The sequence below is a fragment of the Corynebacterium felinum genome (assembly GCF_030408755.1).
Lineage (GTDB): Bacteria > Actinomycetota > Actinomycetes > Mycobacteriales > Mycobacteriaceae > Corynebacterium > Corynebacterium felinum.
On sequence record NZ_CP047209.1, the window covers coordinates 2366099 to 2392148 of the forward strand.

Sequence of the window (26050 nt, forward strand, 5' to 3'; positions counted from 1 at the left end):
TCCCTTGGCTACGCGGAACGATTCCGCTTCACCACAATCGGATCGGCACCCTTGACTGCCTCCACACCCGTGACTGCCTCTGCCCCCTTGACTGCTTCCAAACCCTTCACACTAATCGCGCCCGTGCGCTCCAACTTATTCCACTGCCGCCGCGCACCCGTTAACTCCAAATACAAAGCATGCGCCAGCGTAAAACCCATAAACATCGCATAAATCGGCCACAGCGGAAACGTCCACGCATGCCGAAAATCACCCCACGCCCGACTCAACACAAGCGCATACACAACAAGCACCCCCGCCACAGTCACACTCAAAAAACTCAACCACCCCACCACCGACGTCGGCAAAAAATCAGGCGAAGCAAACACCACAAAAGGCAAACCCGCAAGCACAACAATCTGCGCCAACGGCACCACGAGCATACTCAACGTATTAAAAAGCAAAAACACCCCAAACACTCCATAGCGCGGATTCCCAATCATCCCCCGATGAATCACCACCGCCTGAATCAACCCCCGCGCCCACCGCACACGCTGACGCCACAACCCCCGCAACGTCGACGGCGACTCCGCATACACAATCGCACGCGGGGCAAACGCCACCTGAAAACCAGCCCGATGCACCCGCCACGTCAACTCCAAATCCTCCCCCAACGAATCCGTCAACAACACCCCCGTCTCTTGCAGCACACTCCGACGAAACATCCCAATATTCCCACTCACCACCGGCAAACACTGCACCACAGCCAACGCACGCCGCACATACCCCGTACCCACATGCGAAATCAACGCCAACAAAGTCGTCAACGTCCGATCCACATTCACAGGACGATCATCCCCACACACCGCCCCCACCTTCGCATGCCGAAACGCCCGCAGCATCTCCGCAATCGTATCCGGACGAAACACCCCATCAGCATCCACATACATCAAAAACTCACCCGAAGCATACTCAGTACCCGTATTCAACGCAGCCCCCTTCCCCGCATTGCGCTGATGAATCGTAATAATCCGACTATCCAACTTCCCCAGCTCCAGCATTACCTCCTTCGTATTATCAGTCGAACCATCATCAACAATGATCAACTCAAAAAACTCATACTCACTGCGCAACACCGAATGCACACACGCCGGAAGCACCCGCGCCTCGTTAAAGCACGGCACGATAATGCTCACCAAAGGACTCAGATCCCACGCCGAACGATCACGCCGCCGAATACACGAACGCAACTCAAACAACACACTCAACGGAAAAAAGGCAATCTTGACAAGACCCACCCAAAAAATAAACACCGCCAAAGCCACCAGCGAGGCCAGCGCAAAACCCTCAGCACCCATTAGACGTAACTACACAACACTCGCTGCAAAATCTCCGGCGCAAACTCACTATTCGCACCAAAACGCGCATTCACCTCCAACACCACCGGACGCCCATCAGCCATACGACGCACATCCAAATCAATCGGGCCTGAAAGCTTCAACGCCCGACACGCGCGCACCGCCAACATCGCAACATCCAATGCCTCTGATACCGGCACCGGTTGGATAACAACCGCCGAAGAATCACACACATTATCACGCTGTTTGCGCACCAACGCCACAGTCTCATCCCCCACCTCATCACCCAAATACACCATGGGGGCAAACTCCTCACCAGGGGCAAAAGACTGAATTAAAAACGAATCATCAAACCCAGACAAATCAAAAGTCTCAGGGTCCGAATGCACCGCAAAACCACGACCCCCACGCGCCACGCGCGGTTTCGTAATAATATGTGGCCCCAAAGTCGCAAACACCTCGCCTGCGCTGCGGAAATCACTGGGCAAACCAAAAGGCGGCACCGACACACCCGCCTGGCGCAACGCAATCATGGTCAAAAACTTGTCAAAACAATTGTGCACAGCCGATTCCTCGCTGAGCACCACAGTGGCCGGATCAAAAGCACCCACACTACTCGCGTGCGCAATCTGCACCAGCTCATCAGCCACCGTCGGAATCACCAAATCAATCCCATACTTGCTAATAATCCGCGACAGATGCTCAACCATCGCCGGATCACTAGCAGGCGGAACCAACTCGAAACTATCCACCTGTGTCGGTACCACCGTCTGCATATCCACCCCCACCACGCTATGCATCGTGGTGGATAACTGATTCACCAACGCCTTACCTGCCGGACCCCCCACCCCAGTAATCAAAATATTCATGACAACAACAAACCTCCCACTAAATCAAATTCACTGAATTTTCGTCCACTACCTTCGACGACATCTTCGAAAGACCCACAATCGAATCCTTCAAACGCACCACCTCAAAGCCCTCAGCCAACTCCACCTTGCCTTGAGCACCCCGAAAAACCGCCATGCCTCGAATCCGATCGCTGCGCAAATAACGCTTCGATGCTTGATCCCGATGCTGCTCAACCGCAGCAACCTTCACATCAATGTAATCAGTGATATCAACAAACACAGTGGGGTTGAAACTACTGGTCACCGAAGGCGACTCGAAGCACAAAATGCTCGGATACTTCCGTGCCGCCCGCAACACCGCGAAATGCACAGCCTGGTGATCTTGATGCTGATCATTGCAGGAATGAGTCAAAATCAAATCAGGTTTGATCGCCTCAATCTTGCCTTCCACAATCCTGACCATGTCCATATTGTGCTCAGCAAGCCTGGTATCAGTCAGCGAATACACCTCGATATCTAATACCCCCATGGTGCTCGCGCCCGCACGCGCTTCTAAAGGGCGCACTTTATTATCCCCGCCCTGCTTACCATCACTCATCACCAGTGCATGCACATGATGGCCGAAATCGCTGAGCTTCGCCAGCGTTGCACCGCAGGCAATTTCCAAATCATCAGGGTGCGCCCCCACCGCGAGAATGACCAAAGGCTTCTCAGCCTTGGCCACCACCGCGCGGCGGTGATTAATCAGCACAAACACTATAGCCGCAAGTAAAAGAAAGGCCGTTGCCAGTGCCACCTCTTCCACGATCGGCCCCCAAGTAGCTTCATGGATATAGGCCATGCCCGCCATGGTCATCAGCGATACGCATACCACGGCTAAACATAAAAGAACCATGGCACGAACACGTCGCGCATACGTAAAGTTTTTTAAAAAGACCGCAGTTCCGCGATCACTGAGCACGTAAATAAACAATGCCATAAATGCTATTACCAGCGCGACATAAAAAAGCATGCAAATAACTTTCTCTATGAAAAACTACCCGGATTCAACAGTGACCAGTCGATCAGCTGACCAGCATACTTGCGTCAGCAAAACACCATACAACTAAGGAAAACTCAGCTAATCTTAGGCATTTTACGCAGTATTTAATGAGAAAACTTTATGTATTTTCTTATTACTGATGGGTGATCGATTTTCGTTACGGTATTGTAACAAGCTGATTTTTTTCCGCGCAATGGAATTTTCGTGAAACTTTTATCATTTTTCCTCATAAAAAACCCGCCCGGCCACCCCCTCAGGGTCTGCAAAATACCGCCTGAACTACGCTTTTACGCCTAGTTGCTACCTGTGGACACGCCCCGACAAATCCCCCGTGCCCGCTCCCGTGCTACTACCCCCGAACACCCAAGACACAAGAGGAGAAAGCGTGAGGTATCAACAGTGTAAAACTAATAAACATCCACATAAAGCCCGTTTTTGCCCCGCGCACATAGAGGTCAATCCTATTGATCAACCACTACCCCCGCCCCAAGTCACCTAAGGCAGACCTTACAAAAATAACCCCACACTCATGTTTACCTCCCCCCACCCACGCCACCTTTAGTAGCAGTGTAACTACACTAAAATTAGCTTACGCGTTTTGGTACCAAAAATATCTCTACTCTCACGATCATGAACACTTCCAACACACCTACCCCCTTAACTGTTATCACCATCGGAGCGACCACGATGCTGGCAGGAGCAGTGCGCGAACTACTCAGTCGGGGCGCAACCGTGTTTTCCGTCTCACGCGCCCCTGAGCGACTATCAGTGCCTGCCCAATACGCTTCCCACTACATTCCAGTTCCCGCGAATTGGAAAGATCCCCTCGGTATATCTGAAAAACTCATCGCCGCACTGCAGGCTGCACACACCACAACCGTTGATGCGGCACTAATCTGGATTCACTCCGCCTACCGGCCAGCCGTAGTCAAACATATCGAGCCTATTATCAACCCCCAGGGGATGCTCATGCACGTGTGGGGCACTGCTGGCATCTTAAAAAGTGAGCGCCTGCGCACTCGAAACATAGATACTCGCCATGTGATCCTCGGATCTGTTGCCGACATGTATTCCAGTCGGTGGTTAAACCACGAGGAGATTTCAGGCGCTGTTATCCACGCTTGGGACTATCCACATTGCGCTACCCCACCCTTGGCGCAGGTTCCGGTCTGCTTGATAGAAGAATCCACGCCAGTAAAAGTTTTTCAGGTGGGCGATCGCTACTAATTGATCATGCTTGACCTGGGCATGTTTCATCTACTGAAAAGCACTTCTATCTTTTTGCGCGATTATGGGGTACACTTATGTTTCACCGTTGACTGCGGCATGGCTTATATTTCCTTTCTCCTTTCTTGTGATTGCCACCGCAGTCAACGGCTTTTTAACACCCCTTTCTTAGTACAATTGTTCGAACATGCTGTGGGGGTATGTTCTTCGCATTTCGTACCCTATGTGCACGGATGTTCTTCCCGCTACCGGCCCAACCGTGGTTTGCCGCACTGTGTTCTTCGGTAATGTGTCGGTAGTGATCTGATGCGTATCAGATCACAATTGTGGTGATTTTCTTCGAAAGGCCAAAGATCGTGCAAGCCCCACGCGAATTCCCAGACGCACAGCAGCCTGTCGCACGCTACCGGCGCGTGTGTGAAGCACTAGCGCAGGCGCGCGCGGATAATCCCGACCCCTTCGCACACGTCACAATAATTTGTGCACCCAAGGCGCGTGAATCGCTCGTGTGTGCGCTCGCAGCTTTTGGCCCATTAGCAGGGGTTACAATCCTGCCGCTGGCGGGCTTTGTTGCCCAAAGTGCAACACAGCTTGCCCCACGCCGAATGCTTGAGCCGGCTGATATTACAGCTGAAGTTATCCAATTTCTGCACAGCGAAAACAGTGCGTTCCGCGAAGCCGGTATCGATCACCAGCCGGCCACCCGTAAAGGGCTGATCGGTGCTGTCACAAGGTTGCTTGCGCTACCCAAGGCCTGGCGCACACCAGCCCACACCGCTTTGCGTTTACCGCAGGAGGTCGCCCGCATTGCTGCTGCTATAGCAGCACGCCCTGATCGGGTGACTGAGGGGGAAGCGTGGGAATATGCCGGTAGTACAGCGTTGAAAAATCCGGTGATTATAGTTGATTTTCTTCCGCGCACAGCTCGTGAAAAAATGCTGCTAGAGCAGTTAAAAAAACGCGGGGCTCAAGAAGTATTCACCAGCATTGAGGACCCAGTTTTTCTTTCTGTGCGCTATGCCGATGAGCAAGCAGAGGCAACCGGGACTATTCGGCGTGTGCGTGAAGCCTTGGACCGTGGGGTCCCACTGCACCGGATTGGGGTGGCGTATTGTGCAAGCAGCAGTATTCCTGACCTTGTGGCAGCTGCCGATCAGTTGCCGCTTGCGTGGCTTTCGCATACCACGCTTATCGACGACCCCGCACTCGCCACCCTTTACGCACTGTTACACACCCCAGCAGACAAGCCCACTACGCATATGTTGGCCAAGGCTTTAAGTTATGGTTGCGTTCGCTGGCGCAGCACAGAAGGGAAAACACCACGGCTGGCTAATTTCGATCTTCTAAGCCGCAAGCTAGGGGTATCATCTGTTGAGCAGTTTCATCTTGAAGCTGCTAGGTCAACAGAGGCAGCGTGGGTTGTACAATTGCTCGACGATCGTCACCGTCTATCCCAGTCCCGCTCCTGGGCTAGTTGGGCGCAGGCTGTACGTGAGTTAATGCGCACCCACCTACAGTGTGAACTGTCCCCATCCGCCGCGGTTGCTGTGTTTGACCACCATCTAGAATCTTTGAGCCATTACGATAAGCTCACGGTTGATTTTGATCCGGATTTGGCCGAAGAATTAGTTAGCGAGTTCCTCCACAGCTCAAGCCTCGCCAATGAGCAGGGCGGATTATATGTGGGTGCTGTTGAAGATTTCATCGGTCTCGATCTTGAGCAGCTGTTTATTCTCGGTGCCACAGCAGATAATCTTCCCCGCGCTGTTCCGGCTGATCCGGCAATGACGTGGGAGCAGCGTCGTTCAAGCCCGAGCGAAGAGATTGATATGCAACGGCGCATTTTTGATCATGTTTGTCGCACCGCGAGTAACACCACGATGAGTGCACCGGTGGGCCTTTCCTTAGGCCCGCTGGCGCAGGCACCTAGTACGTGGCTGCCTGTTGAGTTGGCTTCTGATGCAACATCGTGGCATGACATTCCCTCAGCCTCACACCTGCATGGCGGTGTGCTTGAATCATTAGCGCACCCGGAGCACAATCCTGCGCGCTGGCGAGCAGATATTTTTAACCGCCGCGAACGGGGAGTTCTTGATGAACCCTACAATGGTTTCTTCCCTGGCGGTGCACAGTGGTTGGACTTAGGTTGCGAACTTTCCCCCACCGCAATGGATTTGTTTCTCAAATCCCCTTTGCTGTTTTTCCAACGCAGCGTCCTAGGGTTGAGCATTCTCAACGATAGCGAGGGCGAGGAGATCAAACCCACCCGCAGTGGCACGCTTTTCCATGCGATTTTCCAGCAGTGGACTACTACCACATGGAAGCTGGACAGTACGCGGATTTGCTCGGCTGCTGATATTGATTGGGTGAAGGCGCGGCAGGATTTGTTTGCTATCGCCGAAGCAGAGTTTGCGGCCTTCCCCTTTGGTGAAGCGCTCTTAGCAGATAAGCTCCTGTGGTGGCGGCATGCCCAGCCAGTTTTGTGTGCGTGGTTTGATGAAGAACAGGCCAATGCGTCTCAAGGTTGGGTTCCTCTTGCTGTGGAGCAGCGTTTTGCTACCTCTCAACGCGAAGGGGCGTTGCGAGTTGGTCCAATTCACTCCGATTCGGATACTGCGTGGCGTTTTACTGGTGTGATGGACCGGATCGATTTCCACCCAGAAACTGGGCGTATCCGCGTGGTGGATTACAAAACGGGCAAGCCGTTTAAAACAAGTGGTTCTTTTGATACGTCTTTCCCCACGAAAACTGATGGCTTGTCGACATTACAGCTGCACATTTATGGTGCGGTGATTCGTCATGCTCTTCCGGCTGGAAGCGTGGATGCGCTGCTTGCGCCTTTTGGTGTTACAGGAAGTCACTGCAATGAGGATATTGCTGTTGATTTTTGGTTTGTTCAAGCCGCTGAAAATCGCCATGTTGGCGGTTGCGTGGATCAAGCAGCTGAGCAGTTTTTGTGTGCGCAGCTTGACCGTATTGCTGCGGCAATTCGTGCAGGGCAGTTTGCCCCACGGGTTGTGGAGCCGCGACGCTTTGGGCCACCTGCTGATATTTTGCGGCTGGGGGCGAAAAACTATGAGCGTGCCGCGAATGCGGTGCAAGAAGCGTACGCCGCTGTGGAACAATCCGCACCTGATTTTCCTCAAGGAGAGAAACGATGACCACTTTGCACGACGCCCAGGCTCGAGAGCGCATCACCCACGACGTCGATACGTGTCTTTTTGTCGAAGCAGGAGCAGGCAGTGGAAAAACGCATCTCCTTGTTGCCCGGTTGATCACACTCGTTGTTGAGCGCGGGGTGCGTCTGCATTCGATTGCGGCGATTACGTTCACGGAAAAAGCCGCCGAAGAGCTCACCGCGCGATTGCGTGCAGCGTTTACCAGCATTGCCGAGGACGGTGTGCATACTACAGCGGTGGAAACTCGCGAATTCCCTGACCCGCAGCTGGCGCAACAACGCGCACACCAAGCTTTAGTTGATCTGCCAGGTGCTGCGATTGAGACTCTGCATGCTTTTTGTGCGCGCATCATCAGCATGTATCCGCTGGAAGCCCACGTCCCACCGATTATGAGTATCGCGGATGAATTCGCTGGCGCCAAGCATGAGCGGGTGTTGCGTGAGAAGGTATCGGACGCGATCTCTGCCGGCTTGCAAGGGAATTTTCAGGCCGCCACGCTGACCGGCGGAAAGGTGAGTGATCGTGAATTCAGCCAGGCTCTACGCGTGGTCTGTGATGCGGGGCAGCCTGCATCGCGTTTCTACTCGCTTGCGGCGTGGATGGATGAAAACTGGGGCGAGTTGATCCCTACCCTTCAAGCGCCACTGCCGGTGCGGGTGCATTTCGGTGTGGATGATGCGCGGGTGTTCGCCCGTCGTCTGCGCACTATCGTGCAGTCGTGCGTGGATCATTCGGACGGGCTTTATCCCGTTGTGCGTGAATTTGTTGCACAGGTGGAGGCGATTGTTGATGCTACTGATAATGCTGCCAGTGTGTCTACGTTGTTGGGCAAGCCGAAGTTAGGATCGAAGGGGACCAAAGCTGCCTGGCCGGAGTTTTCTTCCGGCAAGGCGGTGCGTGACGAGATCAAGGCATTATGTGAGCAGTGGGATCAGCAGGTCACAGCATCTTTTCACTATCCGCTTGCCGTGATTCGCAGTGTTTTGGTGCATGTGGTGGTCGATTATGCCCGTACCCGCCGTCATTCTGGGGACCTGCAATTTCATGATCTGATTTATATCGCTGATGATCTGGTGTGCACTACTCCTCCTGTGCGGGCTGCGTTGCATGAGTGTTTCACCCATATTTTGGTTGATGAGTTCCAAGATACGGACCCCGCGCAGTTGCGCATCGTGCGTGCGATTAGTGGTAATGGTGGCGCACCGCTGCCTGGCCGGTTGTTTACTGTGGGTGATCCGAAGCAGTCGATTTATCGTTTCCGCAGGGCCGATATTGATACGTATTTAAGTGCCCGCAGCAGTGGCGATGCAGATGTGGTGTCGTTGACTACGAATTTCCGTTCGACTCGCCAAGTTCTCTCCTTTGTTAATGCCACATTCGGCGAGTGGTTTGCTCAGGTAGAAGAGAAGATTACTGCTGTTGAAGATCCTGCGCTCGCCCCTGGTGTAGTTCCTTTCGAGCCCCTTGAAGCATACTCTGATAATGCTCACACCGCAGCACTTCGGGTAGGCCTAGGCCCTGGTGAAGGGTCAACTGCGGCTCGCAGCAAACAGGAAGCGTATGAGGTGATAGATACCATCCGCGCTGCTGTTGCAGGCACCTGGATGAAGCAGACGAAAAAGGGTACTAGCGCCCCGATCGCGTTGAAAGATATAGCGATTCTGGTGCGCACCCACGCGGCAGCGCGCACATTAATGCAGCATTGTGCTGCGGCGGGTATCCCCTTTGTGGCGGAGAGTTCCTCGCTGGCGTATCAGGCTGAAGAGATTGTGGATTTACACACGGTGATTCGTGCGATCGCTGAGCCGGCTGATCAGTATGCGCTTGGGGCTGCGTTGCGCACAGTGTATCTGGGAATTAGTGATGCTGACCTTGCCCAATGGCGCATGGATGGAAACCATTTTTATTCGCATGCGGATAATCCCGACTCCCCGATCAGCGAGGGCATTGCGCTGATTGAGCGGTTGCGGAAACAGGCTGCGTTGATGCCGGTGGGTGATTTTATTGGTTTTGTGTGCCAGCAACTGTTGGTCGCTCAGGTGATCACGGCACGCTACGCCAATCCGGTGGCTGCGTTACGACGCCTAAATTATATCCAAGCACAAGCGCACTATTTCACTTCAAGCTGCCATGGCAGTTTAAGGGAATATGTTGCGTGGTCGGATCGGCAGGCCGAGGATGTTCAGCGTAATAATGAGCCACAGCCGGTTGATGCGGATCTTGATGCTGTGAAGATTTTGACCATTCATGCTTCCAAGGGTCGGGAATTCCCCATGGTGATTGTGGCGGGATTGCAGAATCGCATCAACACCATCCCTGCCCAGCAGGGGTTCCACCCGTCGAGTGGTGTGGTGGAGTATTCCTGCGGTGGGCATATGCGCACCAGTGGTTTTTCTGATGTCACCGCCTATGACACTACTGCCGATGAGGCCGAATATGCTCGTTTGTTCTATGTGGCGGCCACGCGCGCCGAAAGCGTGCTGGTTGTCTGTGGCCAGCCGCCGCTGAAGAATCCGCGGGTTGCGGGCAAACCACTGTGGGATGCCTGCGATCAGGCTGGTCTGGATCAGGTTATTTCCCCGGATGAATGGGATATCCCCCAGGATCTTCGCTTCGATTCAGGGTTTGAATTCCCCGACACACTCGATACAACGCATCGTGAATTCGTGGATCGCACTGATGACCACTGGTTTACTGGAGCTAATCTAAAACGTCGGCATACGCCTTCTGAACTGGCTCATTCAGGTGCCGATTCCCTGCTTTCTGCAGTCGAGTCTGATCACCTCGCATCTGTGGGTGCTGCGTTGCGGGAAAACCATGACACGAACTATGGCAATGCCTTGCATGAGTTGATGGAACACTGTGATCCTCACGCCGATCTTGTTGAGGCTGCCCGTGCCGTGGCTTTGCGCTATGAGCTCGCCACCTCTGCTGTACAAGAACTGGTCAACGATGTCGAAACGCTCCTTGCAAGCCCGTATATTCAGGAAGCTTTCAGCTCTCAGCATTACCGCGAATTGCCGGTTTTTGGCCAGCAGGAACTCGGTGGTCACATGTATGTTATCGATGGCGTGATTGACTTGATGTATCGGGATGGGGAGAAATGGGTGATTGCTGACTACAAATCAGATAAGGCGGTTAGCGCCCAGACTGTGGGGGCGTATTTGCAGCAGCTGCGTCTCTATGCCCGTGTGATCGAACCGCTTCTTGATGGCGACATTGATCGCCTTGAGTTGTTGTTCCCACGTCAGGATCGTGTGGAGGTGCGCACTGAGAAGTGGAGTCAATAAAACCGAAAATCGCGAAGTTTAAATATCTATAATTATTATTTTATGCGCAACCATAAAATGGTAATGAAATAGCGATGAGACTTCCTTCATTTTCCTTGATTTAATTCTCATTATGCCGACAATGGGGACTATGAGTACTATTTCAAGGAAAAATTTTCTCCGCACGGCAGCTCTCGCAAGCGCAAGCGGCATGTTCACACGCGCCTTCAACGCTGATGCCCAACAGCATCACTCAAACGCACCCCATGCAGCATTTTGCCACGGGGTAGCATCAGGCGATCCACTACCCACCAGCGTGGTGCTGTGGACCCGCATCACCCCTGAGCCGGATGCCTTCCCCGGCTCAGGCCGTGGCCCGGATGTGCCGGTACGCTGGGAGATTGCCCGCGATCTCGACTTTAGTAGCGTTGTGGCTTCAGGGGATACTGTGGCTACTAGCGCTTCGGATCATACGGTGCACGTTGATCCTTTCACCTTAGAGCCAGATACCCTGTATTTTTATCGCTTTCATGCTTTAGGTCAGGTTTCACCCATTGGGCGTACCCGCACCGCGCCGGCGGCGAATGCGGATGTGGAGCAATTGCGTATCGCAGTGTGTAGTTGTGCTAATTGGGAATCGGGCTATTTTTCGGCCTATCGGGATTTAGCGGAAAGGGCGCAGGCGGGGCTGATCGATATTGCGATCCATGTGGGCGATTATATTTATGAATATGAGCGCGGGAAAATGGCGGGTAAATTGGGTGCTGTGCGTGCGCACCAGCCCCCGTGGGAAACGGTGAGTCTTGCTGATTATCGGCTGCGGTATGGGACCTATCGCACAGATCCTGATTTGCAGGCTGCTCATGCGGCGGTGCCCTGGGTGGTGACATGGGACGATCATGAGATTGCGGATAATGCGTATCGGGATGGGGCGAAGAATCATCAGCCGCATGAGGGGGATTATTCCCTGCGACGTCGTAACGCAATGCAAGCCTATTTTGAGTGGCAGCCCTTGCGTGCAGGGAACCCTTCGGAAGGCGGACATTTGTATCGCCGATTGAATTTTGGGCAGTTAGCTGAGCTGGTGATGTTGGATTTGCGCAGCTACCGTGCTTCTTATGGCGATATTCGGTGGTTGACTGGTACGAATGCCCCTGATGTGATGGGTGGGGAGCAGTTTGCTTGGCTTGAGCGCCAGATTGCTACGTCGACTGCGAGCTGGCGGCTGGTGGGTAATTCGGTGATGTTGGCGAAGCTGGAGTTGGTGGCAGTCCCCCATGAGGTGCGTACTGCGCTGCAGGAGATGATTGGCCATGATGTGCGCACCCCGGTGATGAGTGATCAGTGGGATGGCTACACCAGTGATCGGGAGCGGTTGTTAAGTATGCTCAGCAGTTTGGATTCGCGGACGGTGTTTTTTACCGGCGATATTCATTCGGAGTGGGGCAATGAGATTGTGCACAATGATGCGGTGGTGGCTGCGGAAATGGTGTGTACATCGGTGTCGGCGATGAATGTGGATGATTATTTGTTCTTGCCGGAGTTTAATCCGTTGTCGACGACCGCGCAGCAGCATATTATGCAGGCTAATAACCATGTCAAGCATGTGCAGTTGGATGCGCATGGCTATTGCATTGCCACGATCACCAAAAATTGGGTGGAAATGGCGTGGCTGAGGGTTGCTAATAAGGCAGATCCGCAAAGCGCTGTGACCGTCGCAGCGCAGATGCGTTACGACGGCCACACACTGCACCCCTGATCCTTACTGCAGGGCGATGTACTTGATGCTCTGGTATTCCTCAATACCTTCGGTTCCGCCTTCGCGGCCGAAGCCGGACTGCTTGATGCCACCAAAGGGTGCGGCCGGATCGGAAATTGCGCCACGGTTAATACCCACCATGCCCGCTTTGAGTTCTTTGGCCAGCTTTTGTGCGGTGTGGATGTTCTCAGTAAACCCGTAGGCGGCGAGGCCGAATTCGGTGTCGTTTGCCCTCGCAATTGCATCATCGAGGCAGGTGAAGGTGGTCACCGTGGCAACAGGGCCGAAGATTTCTTCGTGCAGGATTCGTGCCTGTGCCGGAACATTGACAAGCACGGTGGCTGGGTAGAAGAAGCCGTCCCCTTCTGGTTTTTTCCCGCCCACAGTCAGTTGCGCGCCGCATGCAAGGGCGTCGTCGACAAGCTCAGCAATCGCATCGCGCTGTTTCGCGGTGATGATAGGGCCGAGTGTGGTGCCTTCGTCAAGCCCGTGCCCGGTGCGCACCTCGCTCATGCGATGGGTGAGTCGAGTAGTAAATTCTTCGGCGATAGCCTCGTGCACGATGAAGCGGTTGGCAGCGATGCACGCTTCGCCGCCATTGCGCATTTTTGCCTGCATCGCACAGGTCAGGACGAGGTCAAGGTCGGCGTCTTCGTCGATAACAAATGGTGCGTTGCCGCCCAGTTCCATGGAGCTGCGCTGCAGGTTGTCGGCCGATTGGCGCACCAAGGTTTTGCCCACGGGGGTGGAGCCGGTGAAGGTGACTTTTTTCAGTCGCGCATCGGCCATGAGTTCTTGGGATAGATCCTTCGCCCCGGTGGTGGGGATGATGGAGACGACACCGGATGGGACATTAAACTCGCTGAATACTTCTGCAATAACTTCCCCGAGAAGCAGCATGGTCAGTGGGGTTTCTGCGGCGGGTTTGACCACAATGGGGCAGCCGGCGGCCAGTGCTGGGGCGATTTTGCGGGTTGCCATGGCTAGTGGGAAGTTCCAGGGGGTAATCGCAAGCACGGGGCCTACTGGTTCGCGGGTGACCACAATGGTGCCAGTGCCCGCGGGGGCGGAGTTCACCCGGCCTGCGCTGCGGACTGCTTCTTCGGCGAACCAGCGGAAATATTCGGCACCGTATGCGACTTCGCCTTGAGCTTCAGCAAATGGTTTGCCCATTTCAAAGCTCATGACGCGGGCGAAATCGTCTGCACGCTGCGTTAGTTTATGAAAGAGTGCGGTGAGAATTTCTGAACGCTTGCGATCGGCAAATGCAGCCCAGGTGGTGGCTACGCCATCAGCTAGGTCGAGGGCTTTCATCCACTCAGCACTTCCTGCGTTAGCGACATGGGCCAGTACTTCTTCGGTGGCGGGGTCCACAACGGGAAACTGCTGCCCGCTCGATGCTCCAATGCACTGAGTTCCCATCCATATACCGGTGGGTACGGTCACGCTGTGGTTGTTGCGGGTCAGTGTTGCTTTCATCGGTGTCGTTTTCCTTGGGTTGGGGGTGTTTTTCACTGTTGTGCCACTAGGCACTTTTGGGGGAAGAACTATCAGGTGACTGTTCTTCCCCCTAGTATGCGCCTTTGTTGGGTCTGGTGCAGTGGTGGGTTGGGTAATAGGTTATGCGTGGGTGCGGATTGCTTCGACTAACACACGTAGTCCTTCGCGCAGCAGCGCTTCGGGGATGACAAGTGCCGGCAGAAGGCGGATGACGTTGCCGTCGAGCCCGCAGGTCAAGATGAGCACACCGTTTTTCTTGCATTCGGCTGCGACCTGCGCGGTCAAGGTGGGGTGTGGTTTTCCGTTGTCATTGACAAGTTCCAGCGCCACCATAGCACCGCGTCCGCGTACTTCGGCGACCACGGGAAGGTCGTCTAATGCGCTGAGTTCTTCGCGGATGATTGCTTCGATATCCTTCGCTCGGCCGACGAGGTCGAGTTCTTTCATCTGCTCGAAGGAGGCGAGGGCGGCGGCGCAGGTTACGGGGTTGCCGCCATAGGTTCCGCCGAGTCCGCCGACTACTGGGGCGTCCATGATCTCGGCACGGCCGGTCACTGCCGACAGTGGCATACCACCGGCGATGCCTTTGGCGGTGGTGATCAGATCGGGGACGACACCTTCGTGTTCGCAGGCAAACCATGCACCGGTGCGGGCGAATCCGGCCTGGATTTCGTCGGCGACGAACACAATGTTGTTGTCTTCACACCAGGTTTTTAGTGCTGGCAGGAAGCCTTCGGCGGGCACGATAAAGCCGCCTTCGCCTTGGATGGGTTCGATGACAAGGCAGGCGATGTTTTCGACGCCGACTTCTTGTTCAATTTTGGTGATCGCACGTTGAGCTGCTTCGTTGCCGGAAAGACCGTCGCGGAGTGGGTAGGACATGGGTGCGCGGTATACTTCGGCGGCAAAGGGGCCGAACCCGGTTTTGTAGGGTTTGTTTTTCGCGGTCATGGCCATGGTGAGGTTGGTGCGGCCGTGGTAGGCGTAGTCGAAGACGATTACGGCGTTGCGGCCGGTGTAGGCGCGTGCGATTTTTACCGCATTTTCCACCGCTTCGGCACCGGAGTTGAGCAGTACTGATTTCTTTTCGTGGTCGCCTGGGGTAAGTTCGTTGAGTTTTTCTGCGACTTCCACGTAGGACTCGTAGGGGGACACCATGAAGCAGGTGTGGGTGAAGTGGCTGGCGGCTTCAGCAACAGCTGTGGCCACAGCGGGGTTTGAGGCGCCGACGCTGGTGACTGCGATGCCTGAGGCGAAGTCGATGTAGGAGTTGCCGTCGATATCGACTAACACTCCCCCGTCGGCGTCGACAACGTAGCCGGGCAGGCCCGGCTGCAGCGCTTTGGCCACGGCTTTTTCGCGTCGCGCGGTGATTGCGGTGCTGGCGGGCCCCGGTTGGGTGCCGGTGAGGGTGCGCTTTTGGGGCAGCCGGTATGTCAGTTCTTTCATGAAGATCGCCTTTCAGTTCTGCACGTGTATGTGGCGTGAGTCAGGTGGGAGTTTTCACGCTGCACAACACTGCTCATTGTGATTGAGCAGACACCCAAATATCTTTATTCGGTTCGTATAAATTCATCACCTCAAATGTCCATAATGTATAAGCTGTGGGGGTAGTTACACCATTATGCTCCCAATAGGCACCCCCCATACTTTTTACGAGGACACACATTGGCCCCAACTTCACATACCCCACAGCGCAGCATCAGCTTATCGTGGCTGATTGCCCAAACAGCTCTCAAGCTTGTCCCCGTGTGGCCGCAACGCATGTCCGGAATCCAGTTTTCCTACGTGCAGCCTTCTGAGCTGCGCGACCCCACCCAGTTCCTCCTAGCCGATTCAATCGTGCTGACCGTGGGCTTGGCTTTTGAAAACTCGACGGATCTTTTCGCGGATTATGTAGCCAAACTCAAAGCTGCGGGTGTGGTGGCGTTGGGTTTCGGCACGGGGCTGTCCTTCGAAACTGTGCCCGACGAACTCACTGACGCATGTAAAACTCACAACCTTGCGCTTTTCGACGTCCCCCACAACACCCCGTTTATCTCGATCTTGAACGCGGTGAACAAAGAATTTTTACGGCAAGAAGCCCACGAGCAATCTCAACTCATCCGTGCCCAGAAGCTCTTAAACCAAGCTGCCATTGAAAAAGGCCTCAGCGGGTTACTCGCCACCACCGCGCAACTCATCGGGGCGCACTGCGTGATTCGCGACAACGATGATCGCCTCATTGCGCAGGCGAAAGCGCCGTCGACAAGCATCGGTGCTGGTGAACTGACCACCATCAGCCACAAAATGCTCACCTTCGGCGACCGCTATCACCAACTTTCCACCAGCGGAACCAAACGCCCCACCCACCATGACCGCGCCGTGATCAAACACACCATCAGCCTCGCCGACCTACTCCTTCAACGCCCCGGCAAACTACGCAAAGCCCGCAGCGACCTCAACACCCTTGCCTTAAGCCTGCTACTCGGCGTGGATGGCAGCAATGACCAGCTCGGACGCATCTTCGCCCGCATTTCTGACAGCAAGGGAAATGTTCGCCCCATCCTCATCCACTCCAATGTTGCCACCCACATCGACCGGGCCTGCGCCGCCGTGGATTCCTCCCTCATGCTTGCCGACCGCGAACTGTGCTGCCTCCGCCTCGACAGCTACACCGCCCTGCTGCTGTTTCGCGGAACCAGATCAGTGAATAATGTGCTGGAACTGTTTGGAAATACCCGCCCCAAGCTGCGGATATGTATCGACAGCGCCCAGCACTGGAACCACATCACTCTTGATCTGATCCACCAAATGACTCTTTCGGTGAAATCCCTCGCGTTGGGCACACACTCTAGCCCACACACCAACACCGCCCGCTGGCTCAATCACCCCAATGTGATCGAGGCACTTGATCACCGCGCCGCGGAAACAGTGGGCAAACTCGACACTTACGACCGCGCGAATGACACCCAGCTGCGCGAAACCCTCGCTGTTTTCCTCCAACAGGGTTCGAGCATTACCCTCACCGCCGATATTTTGGGCATCCACCGCCACACCGTGCGCACACGGCTGCAGAAAATCTCCGATATTTGCGAAGTCGATCTCGATGATCCCGTCACCCGCGCTGAACTTCTGCTTGTGATCATCACCCGAGTAACCGCCACCTAACACTACCTCCCTGGTTCTTAATCCCCTGCCTTGCAGGCGCAGCGGGGGTGTGGGGGCGCGGGGTGTAGGGTGCGAGTGCATCTCTCAGCAAAATATCATTTAGAGATAGAGCAAGTGCTATCCGCAAAACCGCAGGTCAAATTTTACTAGGTGCGCTGAAACTCTAACTATTAATTTTCAATCAATCCCCGCTGATTTATAGGCACACTTATGGGGGCTTGCGAGGGCGTGCGGATACAGGATCGCCGCAGTGCATAAGCTCGGGGCGCAAGTGCATCTCTCAGTAAAATATCACCTAGAGATAGAGCAAGTGCTACTAGCAAAACCGCAGGTCAAATTTTACTAGGTGTGCCGAAACTCTAACTATTAATTTTCAATCAATCCCCACGGATTCATAGGCACACTTGTATGCGTAGCGCTGCACTGCCCCACCCCCACCCCAAGTCACCAGGAATGTTGCACAAAGCACACTAGGGGCAAAGTGGCGAACGGTCATAGCTCGCAGTGTGGGGCAGGACTGTTTTTCACGGGTTATTGCGAAAGAAAAGCAATATACACACCGGACAATTAGGCGCTAAAGAATAACCGGCATGTCAGTAGTCTTTCACACATATCCGAGTAGTCTTTGACCTACATCACAAATTTTGTTGTAGCTGTGCCACACTGGAAGCTCAAGATCCCCCTTATCCCCACAAGCTTTGTTGAGGTTTTGTACTCATGGATTACCTAAATTTCATCGATAACGAGTTCGTTTCCGCATCCGGCCAAGACACCGTCGAACTCATCAGCCCCGTCACCGAAGAGTCACTAGGGCACGCGCCCATCTCCAACGCCGAGGATATCGACCGCGCCGTACAAGCGGCTGAAAAAGCCTTCACCACCTGGCGTCGCACCACCCCTTCCGAGCGCCAAAAGTGTCTGCTCGCACTCGCCGACCTGATCGAGGAGAATGCCGCAGAGCTTGCCGCAATCCAATCGCGTGAAACCGGCCAGATCACCGCTTTTGTCCAATCCGAAGAATGCCTCGCCGGTGCCGATCACGTGCGCTTCTTCGCCGGGGCTGCGCGCATGCTCAACGGGCTGGCCACCGGCGAATACATGGAAGGGCACACATCTTCCATCCGCCGTGAAGCAATCGGTGTGATTGCGCAGGTAGCACCGTGGAATTACCCACTGATGATGGCTATTTGGAAGATCGCACCGGCACTCGCGGCAGGCAATACGGTGGTGTTAAAACCCAGCGACACCACCCCAGGTTCCACCGTGAAACTGGCAGAGCTCGTCGCATCCTGCTTCCCACCGGGCGTGGTCAACATTGTGCTTGGCGACGCCACCACAGGCGCCACGCTCGTCGCCCACCCAGTCGTGCGCATGGTCTCGATCACCGGCTCCGTTCCGGCAGGCCGCGCCGTGGGCCGCTCAGCAGGTGAAAATCTCAAGCGCTCCCACCTCGAACTCGGAGGCAAAGCACCGGTGATCGTGTGCAAGGACGCCGACCTTCAGGCCGCCGCGGAAGGCATTGCTGCCGCGGGCCTGTTCAATGCGGGCCAAGACTGCACGGCGTCGACACGCGTGCTCGTCGACGAGCAGGTCGCCGAGAAATTCAGCGCACTGCTGGTTGCCGAAGCGCAAAAGCTGCGCCCTGGAAAACCCGAGGATACCGACGCATTCTACGGTGCGCTGAATAACAAGCGCCACTTCGACAAAGTCATGCAGGTGCTCGCTGATCTGCCAGAACACGCCACCATTCTCACCGGCGGCAAGCGCATCGGCGAAGTCGGCTACTATGTTGAACCCACCATCGTTGCAGGGCTCAAGCAGCAGGACAAGGCGATTCAGGAAGAAACCTTCGGACCTGTCATCACCCTGCAAACATTCACCGACATCGACCAGGCACTCGACATGTCCAACGATGTCAGCTACGGACTAGCCTCCTCAGTGTGGACCACCAACCTGAACATCGCTGAACGCGCCAGCCGCGAACTGGAATTCGGGTGCGTGTGGATCAACTGCCACATCCCGCTAGTTGCCGAAATGCCGCACGGCGGATTCAAAGACTCCGGCTACGGCAAAGACCTCTCCCTGTACTCACTTGAGGAATACACCCGCATCAAGCATGTGATGACAGCCCACTAACCAGCTCAACTGAGCTATCCTGCCTTCTTTTTCAGCCCACATGGGCACAACTGTTGTGCTTTGCCCTGTACCCATGTGGGTTTTGTTTACCCACTTTCCTTATTCACGAAAGGTTTACTCATGCCAATTCGCACTACCGACGTCGTCATCATCGGCGCAGGCCCCGCCGGACTTTCCGCCGCACACCGGCTACGCCAAGCAGGACACGACGTCACTGTCGTCGAAGCCCGCGACCGTGTCGGCGGACGCACCCGCTCAGATGTGATGAACGGTGCCTGGTACGAAATCGGTGGCCAATGGGTCTCCCCCGACCAAACCGAACTGATCGCCCTGCTCGAAGAACTTGACCTGGAAACCTACCAGCGCTACCGCGAGGGTGACAGCCTCTACCTTGGCTTCGACGGTGAAGTTCGCCGCTATACCGGCGAACTTTTCCCCTGCTGCGAGCATACACAGCAGGAAATGGTGCGCATGATCGAGCATTTGGATGAAATCGTGGCGCAAATGGATCCGCAAGCACCCTGGGATCATCCACGCGCCCACGAACTCGACTCCATCAGCTTCAAGCACTGGCTCGAAACACTCAGCGACGACGAAGAAGCACGCCACAACATTGGCCTATTCATCGCCGGTGGAATGCTCACCAAACCAGCTCACGCCTTCTCCGCACTCCAAGCACTACACATGGCGGCCTCAGCAGGTAGCTTCTCCAACCTCGTGGATGAAGATTTCATCCTCGACGCCCGCGTCATCGGCGGCATGCAGGAAGTATCCGTCCGGCTTGCCGACCGCATCGGGGAAGAAAACATCATCCTCAACCGTCCCGTGCGCACCATCAACTACACCGATGAAGGAGTCACCGTCTTCGCCGACGGAGGTATCGAAGTACGGGCAAAATACGCCATCCTGGCAGTCCCACCCACCCTATACCACCGCATTTCCTACGTCCCCGAAATGCCACGCCTGCAACACGTGATGCACCAGCACCAATCCATGGGCTTGGTAATCAAAGTGCACGCCACCTACAGCACACCATTCTGGCGCGACAAAGGCCTATCCGGCACCTGCTTCTCCTCCCAGCACCTCGTGCAAGAAATCTACGACAACACCAACTACGGCGACGAGCGTGGCACCCTGGTTGGTTTCGTCAGCGACGTCAACGCAGACGCGATGTTCCAACTCGATGCAAACGAGCGCAAAAAGACCATCTTGGAAGCAATGGCTGTTTTCCTCGGCGAGGAAGCACTCACCCCAGAGTCCTACTACGAATCTGATTGGGGCAGCGAAGAATGGACCCGTGGCGCCTACGCCGCCTCCTACGATTTGGGTGGTTTGAGCCGCTGGGGCAGGTACAATCTCGATCCTGTTGGCCGGATCTACTTCGCCTGCTCCGATATCGCCGGCGAAGGGTATCAGCACGTTGATGGTGCTGTGCGCATGGGTCACGCCGTTGCCGCGACCGTGAATAGTTTGCTTCAAGGAGAGTAAAAGATGAAGCTTGTTGTTGGATACACTGCAACCCCGCAAGGCATCGATGCGATTAATCTTGCTATCGACGCCGCCCGCGCCTTTGCAGCCGAAATCCATGTGGTGATCGTGCTGCGCCGCCACGATATTTTCAGCCACGAGTACCCACCAACCGGAACCTTCGACGACATCCTGCTCGCCCAAGCATTCACCTGGATCAAAGGTGCCTTGGAGCAAATCCCCGACGATATCACCGCACGTGGCTGCGTGTATTCCGATATCAGCAGCGCCAACGGCTTGCAGCGTGCCGCTGAAGATCTCGGCGCGGAAATGATCGTGGTGGGTGGGGCATCATTAAGCCCGCTCAAACGCCACCGGCTGGGCACCATTGCCCAAGATTTACTCTACGGCTCCGCTTTCCCCATCGCCCTTGCCCCACGCGGCTACACCAAAACCCCCATTAAGCGCATCAATTGCGCAGTCGGATTGCGCCCAGGGGCAGGAAGTTTAGTGCAGCTAGGAGTCCAGCTCTCGCGGCGTGCGAATGTGCCGCTGCGATTGGTAGGCCTGATGGGCAGCGACGAAGGCAATTTGGAGACAGCCGCAGCCGCGCGTCGAAACGCTCAAGAAGTACTGGATCGGGTTGGTGGGCATTCAGACATACCTGAGCTGCAACCAACGGTTGTTGTAGAAAAACTCGACAACCTCGAATGGGAACCCGGCGATGTGATGTTCGTAGGATCCTCCCGCGTTGCTGAAAAGAAGACCGTTTTTGCGGGAAGTGTCGCCATGCAGCTACTCAAAGCACTGTCGTTGCCTCTGGTAGTGGTACCCCGTGACTATAAAGTAAAGGAGACCTAAGCCATGAGTGACAAGCTGCAGGCAAAAGGACTCAGCGCAGGCTCAGTGGGGCTGATTTCAGCCGCCGTCATCGGACTGAGCTGCATCGCCCCCGCCTACACCCTTTCCGGCGGACTCGGCCCCACCGCAAGTGCCGTGGGCGTACACATGCCCGCAATTTTCTTAGTCAGCTTCATCCCCATGCTGCTTGTTGCGTTGGGCTACAAGGAACTCAACCAAGCCATGCCCGATTCGGGCACCACCTTCACCTGGGCAACCCGCGCCTTTGGGCCCGTGATGGGTTGGCTCGGCGGCTGGGGTTTGCTGGCAGCGACCATTTTGGTGCTGTCGAACCTCGCCGGCATCGCGGTTGATTTCTTCTATCTTCTGCTCTCGCAGCTTTTTAATAAACCTGAGCTGGCGGAACTGACCCGCAATGTGCCGGTCAATATTGCCACCTGTTTAGTGTTTATTGTGGTTGCTACGACCATCGCCTACCGCGGGATGGATACCACCAAGGCTGTGCAGTATGTGCTGGTGAGCTTCCAGCTTGCAGTGCTTGTACTGTTTGCGGTGATGGCGCTCTGGCGCACCTCCAAGGGTGAGGCTTTTGACGCCACCCCTATTTCCTTGGAGTGGTTTAACCCCTTCGGCATTGATTCTTTCTCTGCTTTCGCCGCAGGCGTGTCGCTGTCGGTGTTTATTTACTGGGGGTGGGATGTGGTGCTGACCATGACGGAGGAAACCAAGGGCTCTCATGCCACCCCAGGTAAAGCGGCAACTTTGACCATTTTGGTCATCGTCTTTATTTACCAGCTCATCGCGGTTTCCTTGGTGAATTTCGCCGGCACCTCTTCTGGTGAGTTCGGTTTGGGCAATGAGGCGATTCAGGAAAATATTTTCGCAGCTTTAGCTGGCCCGGTGATGGGTCCGTTGGCGATCCTGATGTCGATTGCGGTGCTAGGTTCATCGGCTGCTTCGTTGCAGTCGACGGTGATTGGCCCGGCGCGCACGATGTTGGCGATGGGTTTTTATGGGGCGTTGCCGAAGCGTTTTGCGCATATTTCGCCGCGTTTCCAGTCGCCTGGTTTTGCTACGGTGCTTGCGGCTACTGTGTCGTTTGTTTTCTACGCGATTATGCGCATGATTTCTGAAGCGGTGCTGTGGGATACGATTACAGCGCTCGGCATGATGGTGTGTTTTTATTATGGGATTACGGCGTTTTCCTGCGTGTGGTATTTCCGTAAGCATGCTTTTGATTCGCTCAGCCATGCGTTTAACAGGTTCTTTGCGCCGTTGATTGGCGGGACGCTGTTGTTGGTGTTCTTCTTCCAGACCTCGATTGATGCGATGGATCCGTCTTATGGTTCTGGCAGCCAGGTCTTTGGTGTGGGTTTGGTGTTTGTGCTTGGTTCGGTGGTGTTGTTGCTCGGGGTTGTGATGATGGGTATTACGTGGTGGCGTTGCCCTGAGTTTTTCCGCAATGAGACGTTGACGAAGGGCACTCCGAATGATCCGTTGATTACGGTGGATTCTACGCTGCAGCTCGACTAGTTGGCTCAATGCACACACCGGTGCATCGTGTGCATATGCGCACGGTGCACCGGTGCTTGTGTTTTCCCTGCTGCACCCCTTGCGGCGTGTGTCGGGGTGGGTTTAGTTGTTGGGGTTTGTAGGGAGGTTGTCGATGAGTTCGTTGATGGTTGTGGTGTGTGGGTAGTTTGCGGTGTCGGTGACAAATGGGGCGGTGTGAAAGTCTGGCAGGGGTGTGGTGGTGAAGTCTTCGAGCCGCATGAGGTAGCTGCCTTGGGTGGCGTGGAGGTAGTCGCTGATCTCGGCTAGTGGGGTGTTGCCGGGCAGGACTAGTACGACGCGTTCGAAGCCAAAGAGGCTGGTTTTGTCTAGTGCGCTGGGGTTGTGGCGCATGAAGGTTTTGAGTTTTTGTTTGGCTACTTTGAGTGCTTCGCGGTCATGTTCCATGTGTTCTTCGCGCCAGAAATAGCGTAACCAGAGTGTTTGTTTGTGGATGCTGCCGCCGGCTGATTGGATGCAGCAGTCGGCGAAGAATTGGGGGTTGACATCGCGGGCTGATTCCAGCGCGTGGTTTTTGGCGATGAGTGGTTTGAGGTTTTTTAAGGTTTGTTCGAAGGATTTTCCGTATTTCCAGATGATTCCATCTAAGGCGCATAGTCCCCATTCGAATTTGGGGCTGCCGATTTTTTCGTGGTCGACGAGTACGCGTAGTCCCATACGGGTGACTTCGGCGGACGTTCCGGTGCCGTAGTTGCGGATGATGATGGGGTTGTGTGCTGGTGCGTGGTTGCCGTCCATTGCAGTTCACCGTTCCTTGCCGCGGTTGTGGGGGTGCGTTTGCGCGTATTTCTGTGTGTCTAGCCTACCCAACGTGCGTGCTTATCGTGGTGTTTACAGCAGTAACTTAATCTAAGGGTGCTTGTCGACGCCCCCACCAGGTGTCATGAATATGACCTGCGGTGGTGGGGGGTTAGGGTTTTATTTTTCTTCGAGTTGTGGCTGGTGGGCGTTTTCCAGCATGGTGTCTGGTGTGGTGTGTGGGGTGATCATGAGAAGTTCCATGGGTTCTGTGGCAATGGTGAGGATTTCACAGATTTGGAGAATCCATGCGCGTTCTTGGTCGGTAATTGTCCCATCCGCCCAGGCATCGATGATGAGTCGGTGAACATAGAGTTCGTGGAGTGCATCGAGGTCGTCGACCTGAAGGCTGCCGCGCAGTGCGACTTGTTCCAGCAGGAGGATTTCTTCGAAGCATAATGCCCCATCGGCCAAGGTGAGGTGGAGTACTGCAAGGTATTGTTCGAGCTGTGGTTCAAGCTGAAGATTGTCCACCGCATTCAACCGCAGTAGCCATGAGCGTCGATCGTGCAGTCCGCCGCGGTCGTTGCGGGAAAAACGGCGACGTTGTGGCAACTCCCCTATGACTTGTTGTACCTGTTCGTCGAAGTATGCGGGGTGGGCCGAGGGCAGGTGCTTCGGTGAGTGGTGCGCGAGTGAGAGGAAGAGTGCGGCGGTGGTTTGGGCGTCGTGAAGCGCGGTGCGGGTGCTGGGAGTATACAGGTTAAAGGCGGCAACGAGCTGGTCTTTATCACCTTGATTCAGCACATCTTGCCCAAGCTGGCGGGTGCACAACACATCGAGGAAGTTGGGGAAAACGATGCCTAAGTTTTCAAACTCTGCCACAAGGGTGTGCACTTCACTGTGTGCATTGTGCGCAACAAGTACCCGGTTGTTGAGTACAGTGATCAGTTCGGCAGCAATTTCAAGAAACTCTGGTGCGCCTTGAAGATCGTGGGCGCTAACATCATCGAATGCGCACTGCTCAAGGTTGCTGCCAGGATTGATAAGTGTGTCCCAGGTGCGTTCGATCAGGCCGGTTGCGTCGAGTAGGACTATTCCGATTTCGACGATCCGGGTGTCATTGCCACGTGTTGTGGTGTTGATGGCTAAAACCGCAAATCCCGCACCATTATGTGCAGCCCTACTCAAAGTCATAGTGTTTATCGTAGTGACACTCTTATGTATCCAGCATCGGGGTTTACCCCCATTTTCCTCCATGCCACCCCACGGCAGTGACGAAGGGTATGCCCTCCGCTTCCGTAGTCTTCATGCCAAACAATCAGTATCAGACCCAACTGTGTTTCAGATATGTGGCCTTGAAAAGTCACACCGCATGAAGCTGCTGTGCCTAGATAGTCGTCAAACAGGGCACAGTCACTGAGGTTTTCATCGGGAGAATGCAGTGGGAAAAGAAGGCGCAGGAACCAACAACACACTGACGCATGATCGTACGTGATACGGCAGGAAAAGCCCTGTATACCGCGACCGAAGAGTATACCTATGAATATGTCGGGATTGATTCAAAAATACTGATTCGACTTTCAGCAAACAAGTGAAAAATTGACCTGCGGTTTTGTAAGTAGCACTTGCTCTATGTCGAATTAATATTTCTCTTATACACAGCAAAGCCCCCATGCCCCTACCAAGAACAGTGCTAGATATGTACGCACGCATTCAAGATCAGCGCGATATTCACAAACCCAACCACGCTGAATACATCCCCTCCCGCGTGCGTGGCCTTGATATTCCACCCACCCCACTCCCCTAACCACAAGTTGGGGTTTCACAAACGTTTTTTCTGGTGAGAAAACCTCACTAGCCATCACGTACGAAAACTCTTAGCGGGGTACCATTGGGCGCTCTCATGCTTAAATTTTTATTTTCCCCCTCAGCTTGTATTTTAGATATAACACTGAAGGC

16 protein-coding genes are annotated in these 26050 nt (G+C 54.7%); 9 read left to right on the forward strand and 7 right to left on the reverse strand.

The window, feature by feature from the left end; all coding sequences use genetic code 11:
• Positions 1-8 precede the first annotated feature (8 nt).
• The 3 genes from CFELI_RS10025 to CFELI_RS10035 are packed head-to-tail and all read right to left on the reverse strand — an operon-like array spanning position 9 to position 3200.
• Positions 9-1337, reverse strand: a complete 1329-nt coding sequence (locus tag CFELI_RS10025; protein ID WP_277104307.1) for a glycosyltransferase family 2 protein — start codon at positions 1335-1337, stop codon at positions 9-11.
• A complete protein-coding gene (locus CFELI_RS10030; RefSeq protein ID WP_277104306.1) occupies positions 1337-2206 on the reverse strand; it encodes an ATP-grasp domain-containing protein in 870 nt (289 codons plus the stop codon). Before CFELI_RS10030 ends, CFELI_RS10025 begins: the two co-directional genes overlap by 1 nt.
• A gap of 19 nt (positions 2207-2225) precedes the next feature.
• Positions 2226-3200, reverse strand: a complete 975-nt coding sequence (locus CFELI_RS10035) for a PIG-L deacetylase family protein (protein WP_277104305.1) — start codon at positions 3198-3200, stop codon at positions 2226-2228.
• A gap of 660 nt (positions 3201-3860) precedes the next feature.
• On the opposite strand from CFELI_RS10035, the gene CFELI_RS10040 reads away from it, so the two are divergent.
• The 4 genes from CFELI_RS10040 to CFELI_RS10055 all read left to right on the forward strand — a co-directional run bounded on the left by CFELI_RS10040 (position 3861) and on the right by CFELI_RS10055 (position 12664).
• The gene (locus CFELI_RS10040; RefSeq protein WP_277104304.1) at positions 3861-4457 is read left to right on the forward strand and encodes a Rossmann-fold NAD(P)-binding domain-containing protein; all 597 of its coding nucleotides are present in this window, start codon (positions 3861-3863) and stop codon (positions 4455-4457) included.
• Positions 4458-4813: 356 nt separating this feature from the next.
• The gene (locus tag CFELI_RS10045; RefSeq protein WP_290258997.1) at positions 4814-7618 is read left to right on the forward strand and encodes a PD-(D/E)XK nuclease family protein; all 2805 of its coding nucleotides are present in this window, start codon (positions 4814-4816) and stop codon (positions 7616-7618) included.
• Positions 7615-10926 carry a UvrD-helicase domain-containing protein gene (locus CFELI_RS10050; protein ID WP_277104302.1) on the forward strand — a complete coding sequence of 1104 codons (3312 nt, stop codon included), beginning with the start codon at positions 7615-7617 and terminating at the stop codon, positions 10924-10926. Before CFELI_RS10045 ends, CFELI_RS10050 begins: the two co-directional genes overlap by 4 nt.
• Before the next feature lie 190 nt (positions 10927-11116).
• The gene (locus tag CFELI_RS10055; protein ID WP_290258998.1) at positions 11117-12664 is read left to right on the forward strand and encodes an alkaline phosphatase D family protein; all 1548 of its coding nucleotides are present in this window, start codon (positions 11117-11119) and stop codon (positions 12662-12664) included.
• 3 nt (positions 12665-12667) lie between these two features.
• On the opposite strand, the gene CFELI_RS10060 is transcribed toward CFELI_RS10055, so the two are convergent.
• A complete protein-coding gene (locus CFELI_RS10060) occupies positions 12668-14143 on the reverse strand; it encodes an NAD-dependent succinate-semialdehyde dehydrogenase (RefSeq protein ID WP_277104300.1) in 1476 nt (491 codons plus the stop codon).
• 141 nt (positions 14144-14284) lie between these two features.
• Positions 14285-15613, reverse strand: coding sequence for a 4-aminobutyrate--2-oxoglutarate transaminase (gabT, locus tag CFELI_RS10065; protein WP_277104299.1), 1329 nt, complete (start codon positions 15611-15613; stop codon positions 14285-14287).
• Between the two features lie 219 nt (positions 15614-15832).
• Between gabT and CFELI_RS10070 the strand changes: the two genes are divergently transcribed.
• The 5 genes from CFELI_RS10070 to CFELI_RS10090 all read left to right on the forward strand — a co-directional run bounded on the left by CFELI_RS10070 (position 15833) and on the right by CFELI_RS10090 (position 23311).
• The gene (locus CFELI_RS10070; protein ID WP_277104298.1) at positions 15833-17314 is read left to right on the forward strand and encodes a PucR family transcriptional regulator; all 1482 of its coding nucleotides are present in this window, start codon (positions 15833-15835) and stop codon (positions 17312-17314) included.
• Positions 17315-18031: 717 nt separating this feature from the next.
• Positions 18032-19450, forward strand: coding sequence for an aminobutyraldehyde dehydrogenase (locus tag CFELI_RS10075; RefSeq protein ID WP_277104297.1), 1419 nt, complete (start codon positions 18032-18034; stop codon positions 19448-19450).
• A 120-nt stretch (positions 19451-19570) separates the two neighbouring features.
• Entirely contained in the window at positions 19571-20938 is a 1368-nt protein-coding gene (locus CFELI_RS10080) for a flavin monoamine oxidase family protein (protein ID WP_277104296.1), read from the forward strand.
• A gap of 3 nt (positions 20939-20941) precedes the next feature.
• Positions 20942-21778 (forward strand): universal stress protein, encoded by an 837-nt coding sequence (locus tag CFELI_RS10085; protein ID WP_277104295.1) that lies wholly within the window; start codon positions 20942-20944, stop codon positions 21776-21778.
• A 3-nt stretch (positions 21779-21781) separates the two neighbouring features.
• Positions 21782-23311 carry an APC family permease gene (locus tag CFELI_RS10090; protein ID WP_277104294.1) on the forward strand — a complete coding sequence of 510 codons (1530 nt, stop codon included), beginning with the start codon at positions 21782-21784 and terminating at the stop codon, positions 23309-23311.
• Positions 23312-23413: 102 nt separating this feature from the next.
• Here the strand turns inward: CFELI_RS10090 and CFELI_RS10095 are convergent, their stop codons facing one another.
• The gene (locus CFELI_RS10095; protein ID WP_277104293.1) at positions 23414-24088 is read right to left on the reverse strand and encodes a hypothetical protein; all 675 of its coding nucleotides are present in this window, start codon (positions 24086-24088) and stop codon (positions 23414-23416) included.
• Between the two features lie 180 nt (positions 24089-24268).
• Positions 24269-25285, reverse strand: coding sequence for a 3'-5' exonuclease (locus tag CFELI_RS10100; RefSeq protein ID WP_277104292.1), 1017 nt, complete (start codon positions 25283-25285; stop codon positions 24269-24271).
• Between the last annotated feature and the right edge of the window lie 765 nt (positions 25286-26050).

What these genes read in the sequence shown, in the direction of transcription:
- CFELI_RS10075 (WP_277104297.1), top strand. Translation starts at nt 18,032, where the DNA reads ATGGATTACCTAAATTTCATCGATAACGAGTTCGTTTCCGCATCCGGC.
- gabT (WP_277104299.1), bottom strand. Translation starts at nt 15,613, where the DNA reads ATGAAAGAACTGACATACCGGCTGCCCCAAAAGCGCACCCTCACCGGC.
- CFELI_RS10025 (WP_277104307.1), bottom strand. Translation starts at nt 1,337, where the DNA reads ATGGGTGCTGAGGGTTTTGCGCTGGCCTCGCTGGTGGCTTTGGCGGTG.
- CFELI_RS10035 (WP_277104305.1), bottom strand. Translation starts at nt 3,200, where the DNA reads ATGCTTTTTTATGTCGCGCTGGTAATAGCATTTATGGCATTGTTTATT.
- CFELI_RS10085 (WP_277104295.1), top strand. Translation starts at nt 20,942, where the DNA reads ATGAAGCTTGTTGTTGGATACACTGCAACCCCGCAAGGCATCGATGCG.
- CFELI_RS10055 (WP_290258998.1), top strand. Translation starts at nt 11,117, where the DNA reads ATGTTCACACGCGCCTTCAACGCTGATGCCCAACAGCATCACTCAAAC.
- CFELI_RS10030 (WP_277104306.1), bottom strand. Translation starts at nt 2,206, where the DNA reads ATGAATATTTTGATTACTGGGGTGGGGGGTCCGGCAGGTAAGGCGTTG.
- CFELI_RS10080 (WP_277104296.1), top strand. Translation starts at nt 19,571, where the DNA reads ATGCCAATTCGCACTACCGACGTCGTCATCATCGGCGCAGGCCCCGCC.
- CFELI_RS10090 (WP_277104294.1), top strand. Translation starts at nt 21,782, where the DNA reads ATGAGTGACAAGCTGCAGGCAAAAGGACTCAGCGCAGGCTCAGTGGGG.
- CFELI_RS10095 (WP_277104293.1), bottom strand. Translation starts at nt 24,088, where the DNA reads ATGGACGGCAACCACGCACCAGCACACAACCCCATCATCATCCGCAAC.
- CFELI_RS10050 (WP_277104302.1), top strand. Translation starts at nt 7,615, where the DNA reads ATGACCACTTTGCACGACGCCCAGGCTCGAGAGCGCATCACCCACGAC.
- CFELI_RS10060 (WP_277104300.1), bottom strand. Translation starts at nt 14,143, where the DNA reads ATGAAAGCAACACTGACCCGCAACAACCACAGCGTGACCGTACCCACC.
- CFELI_RS10040 (WP_277104304.1), top strand. Translation starts at nt 3,861, where the DNA reads ATGAACACTTCCAACACACCTACCCCCTTAACTGTTATCACCATCGGA.
- CFELI_RS10100 (WP_277104292.1), bottom strand. Translation starts at nt 25,285, where the DNA reads ATGACTTTGAGTAGGGCTGCACATAATGGTGCGGGATTTGCGGTTTTA.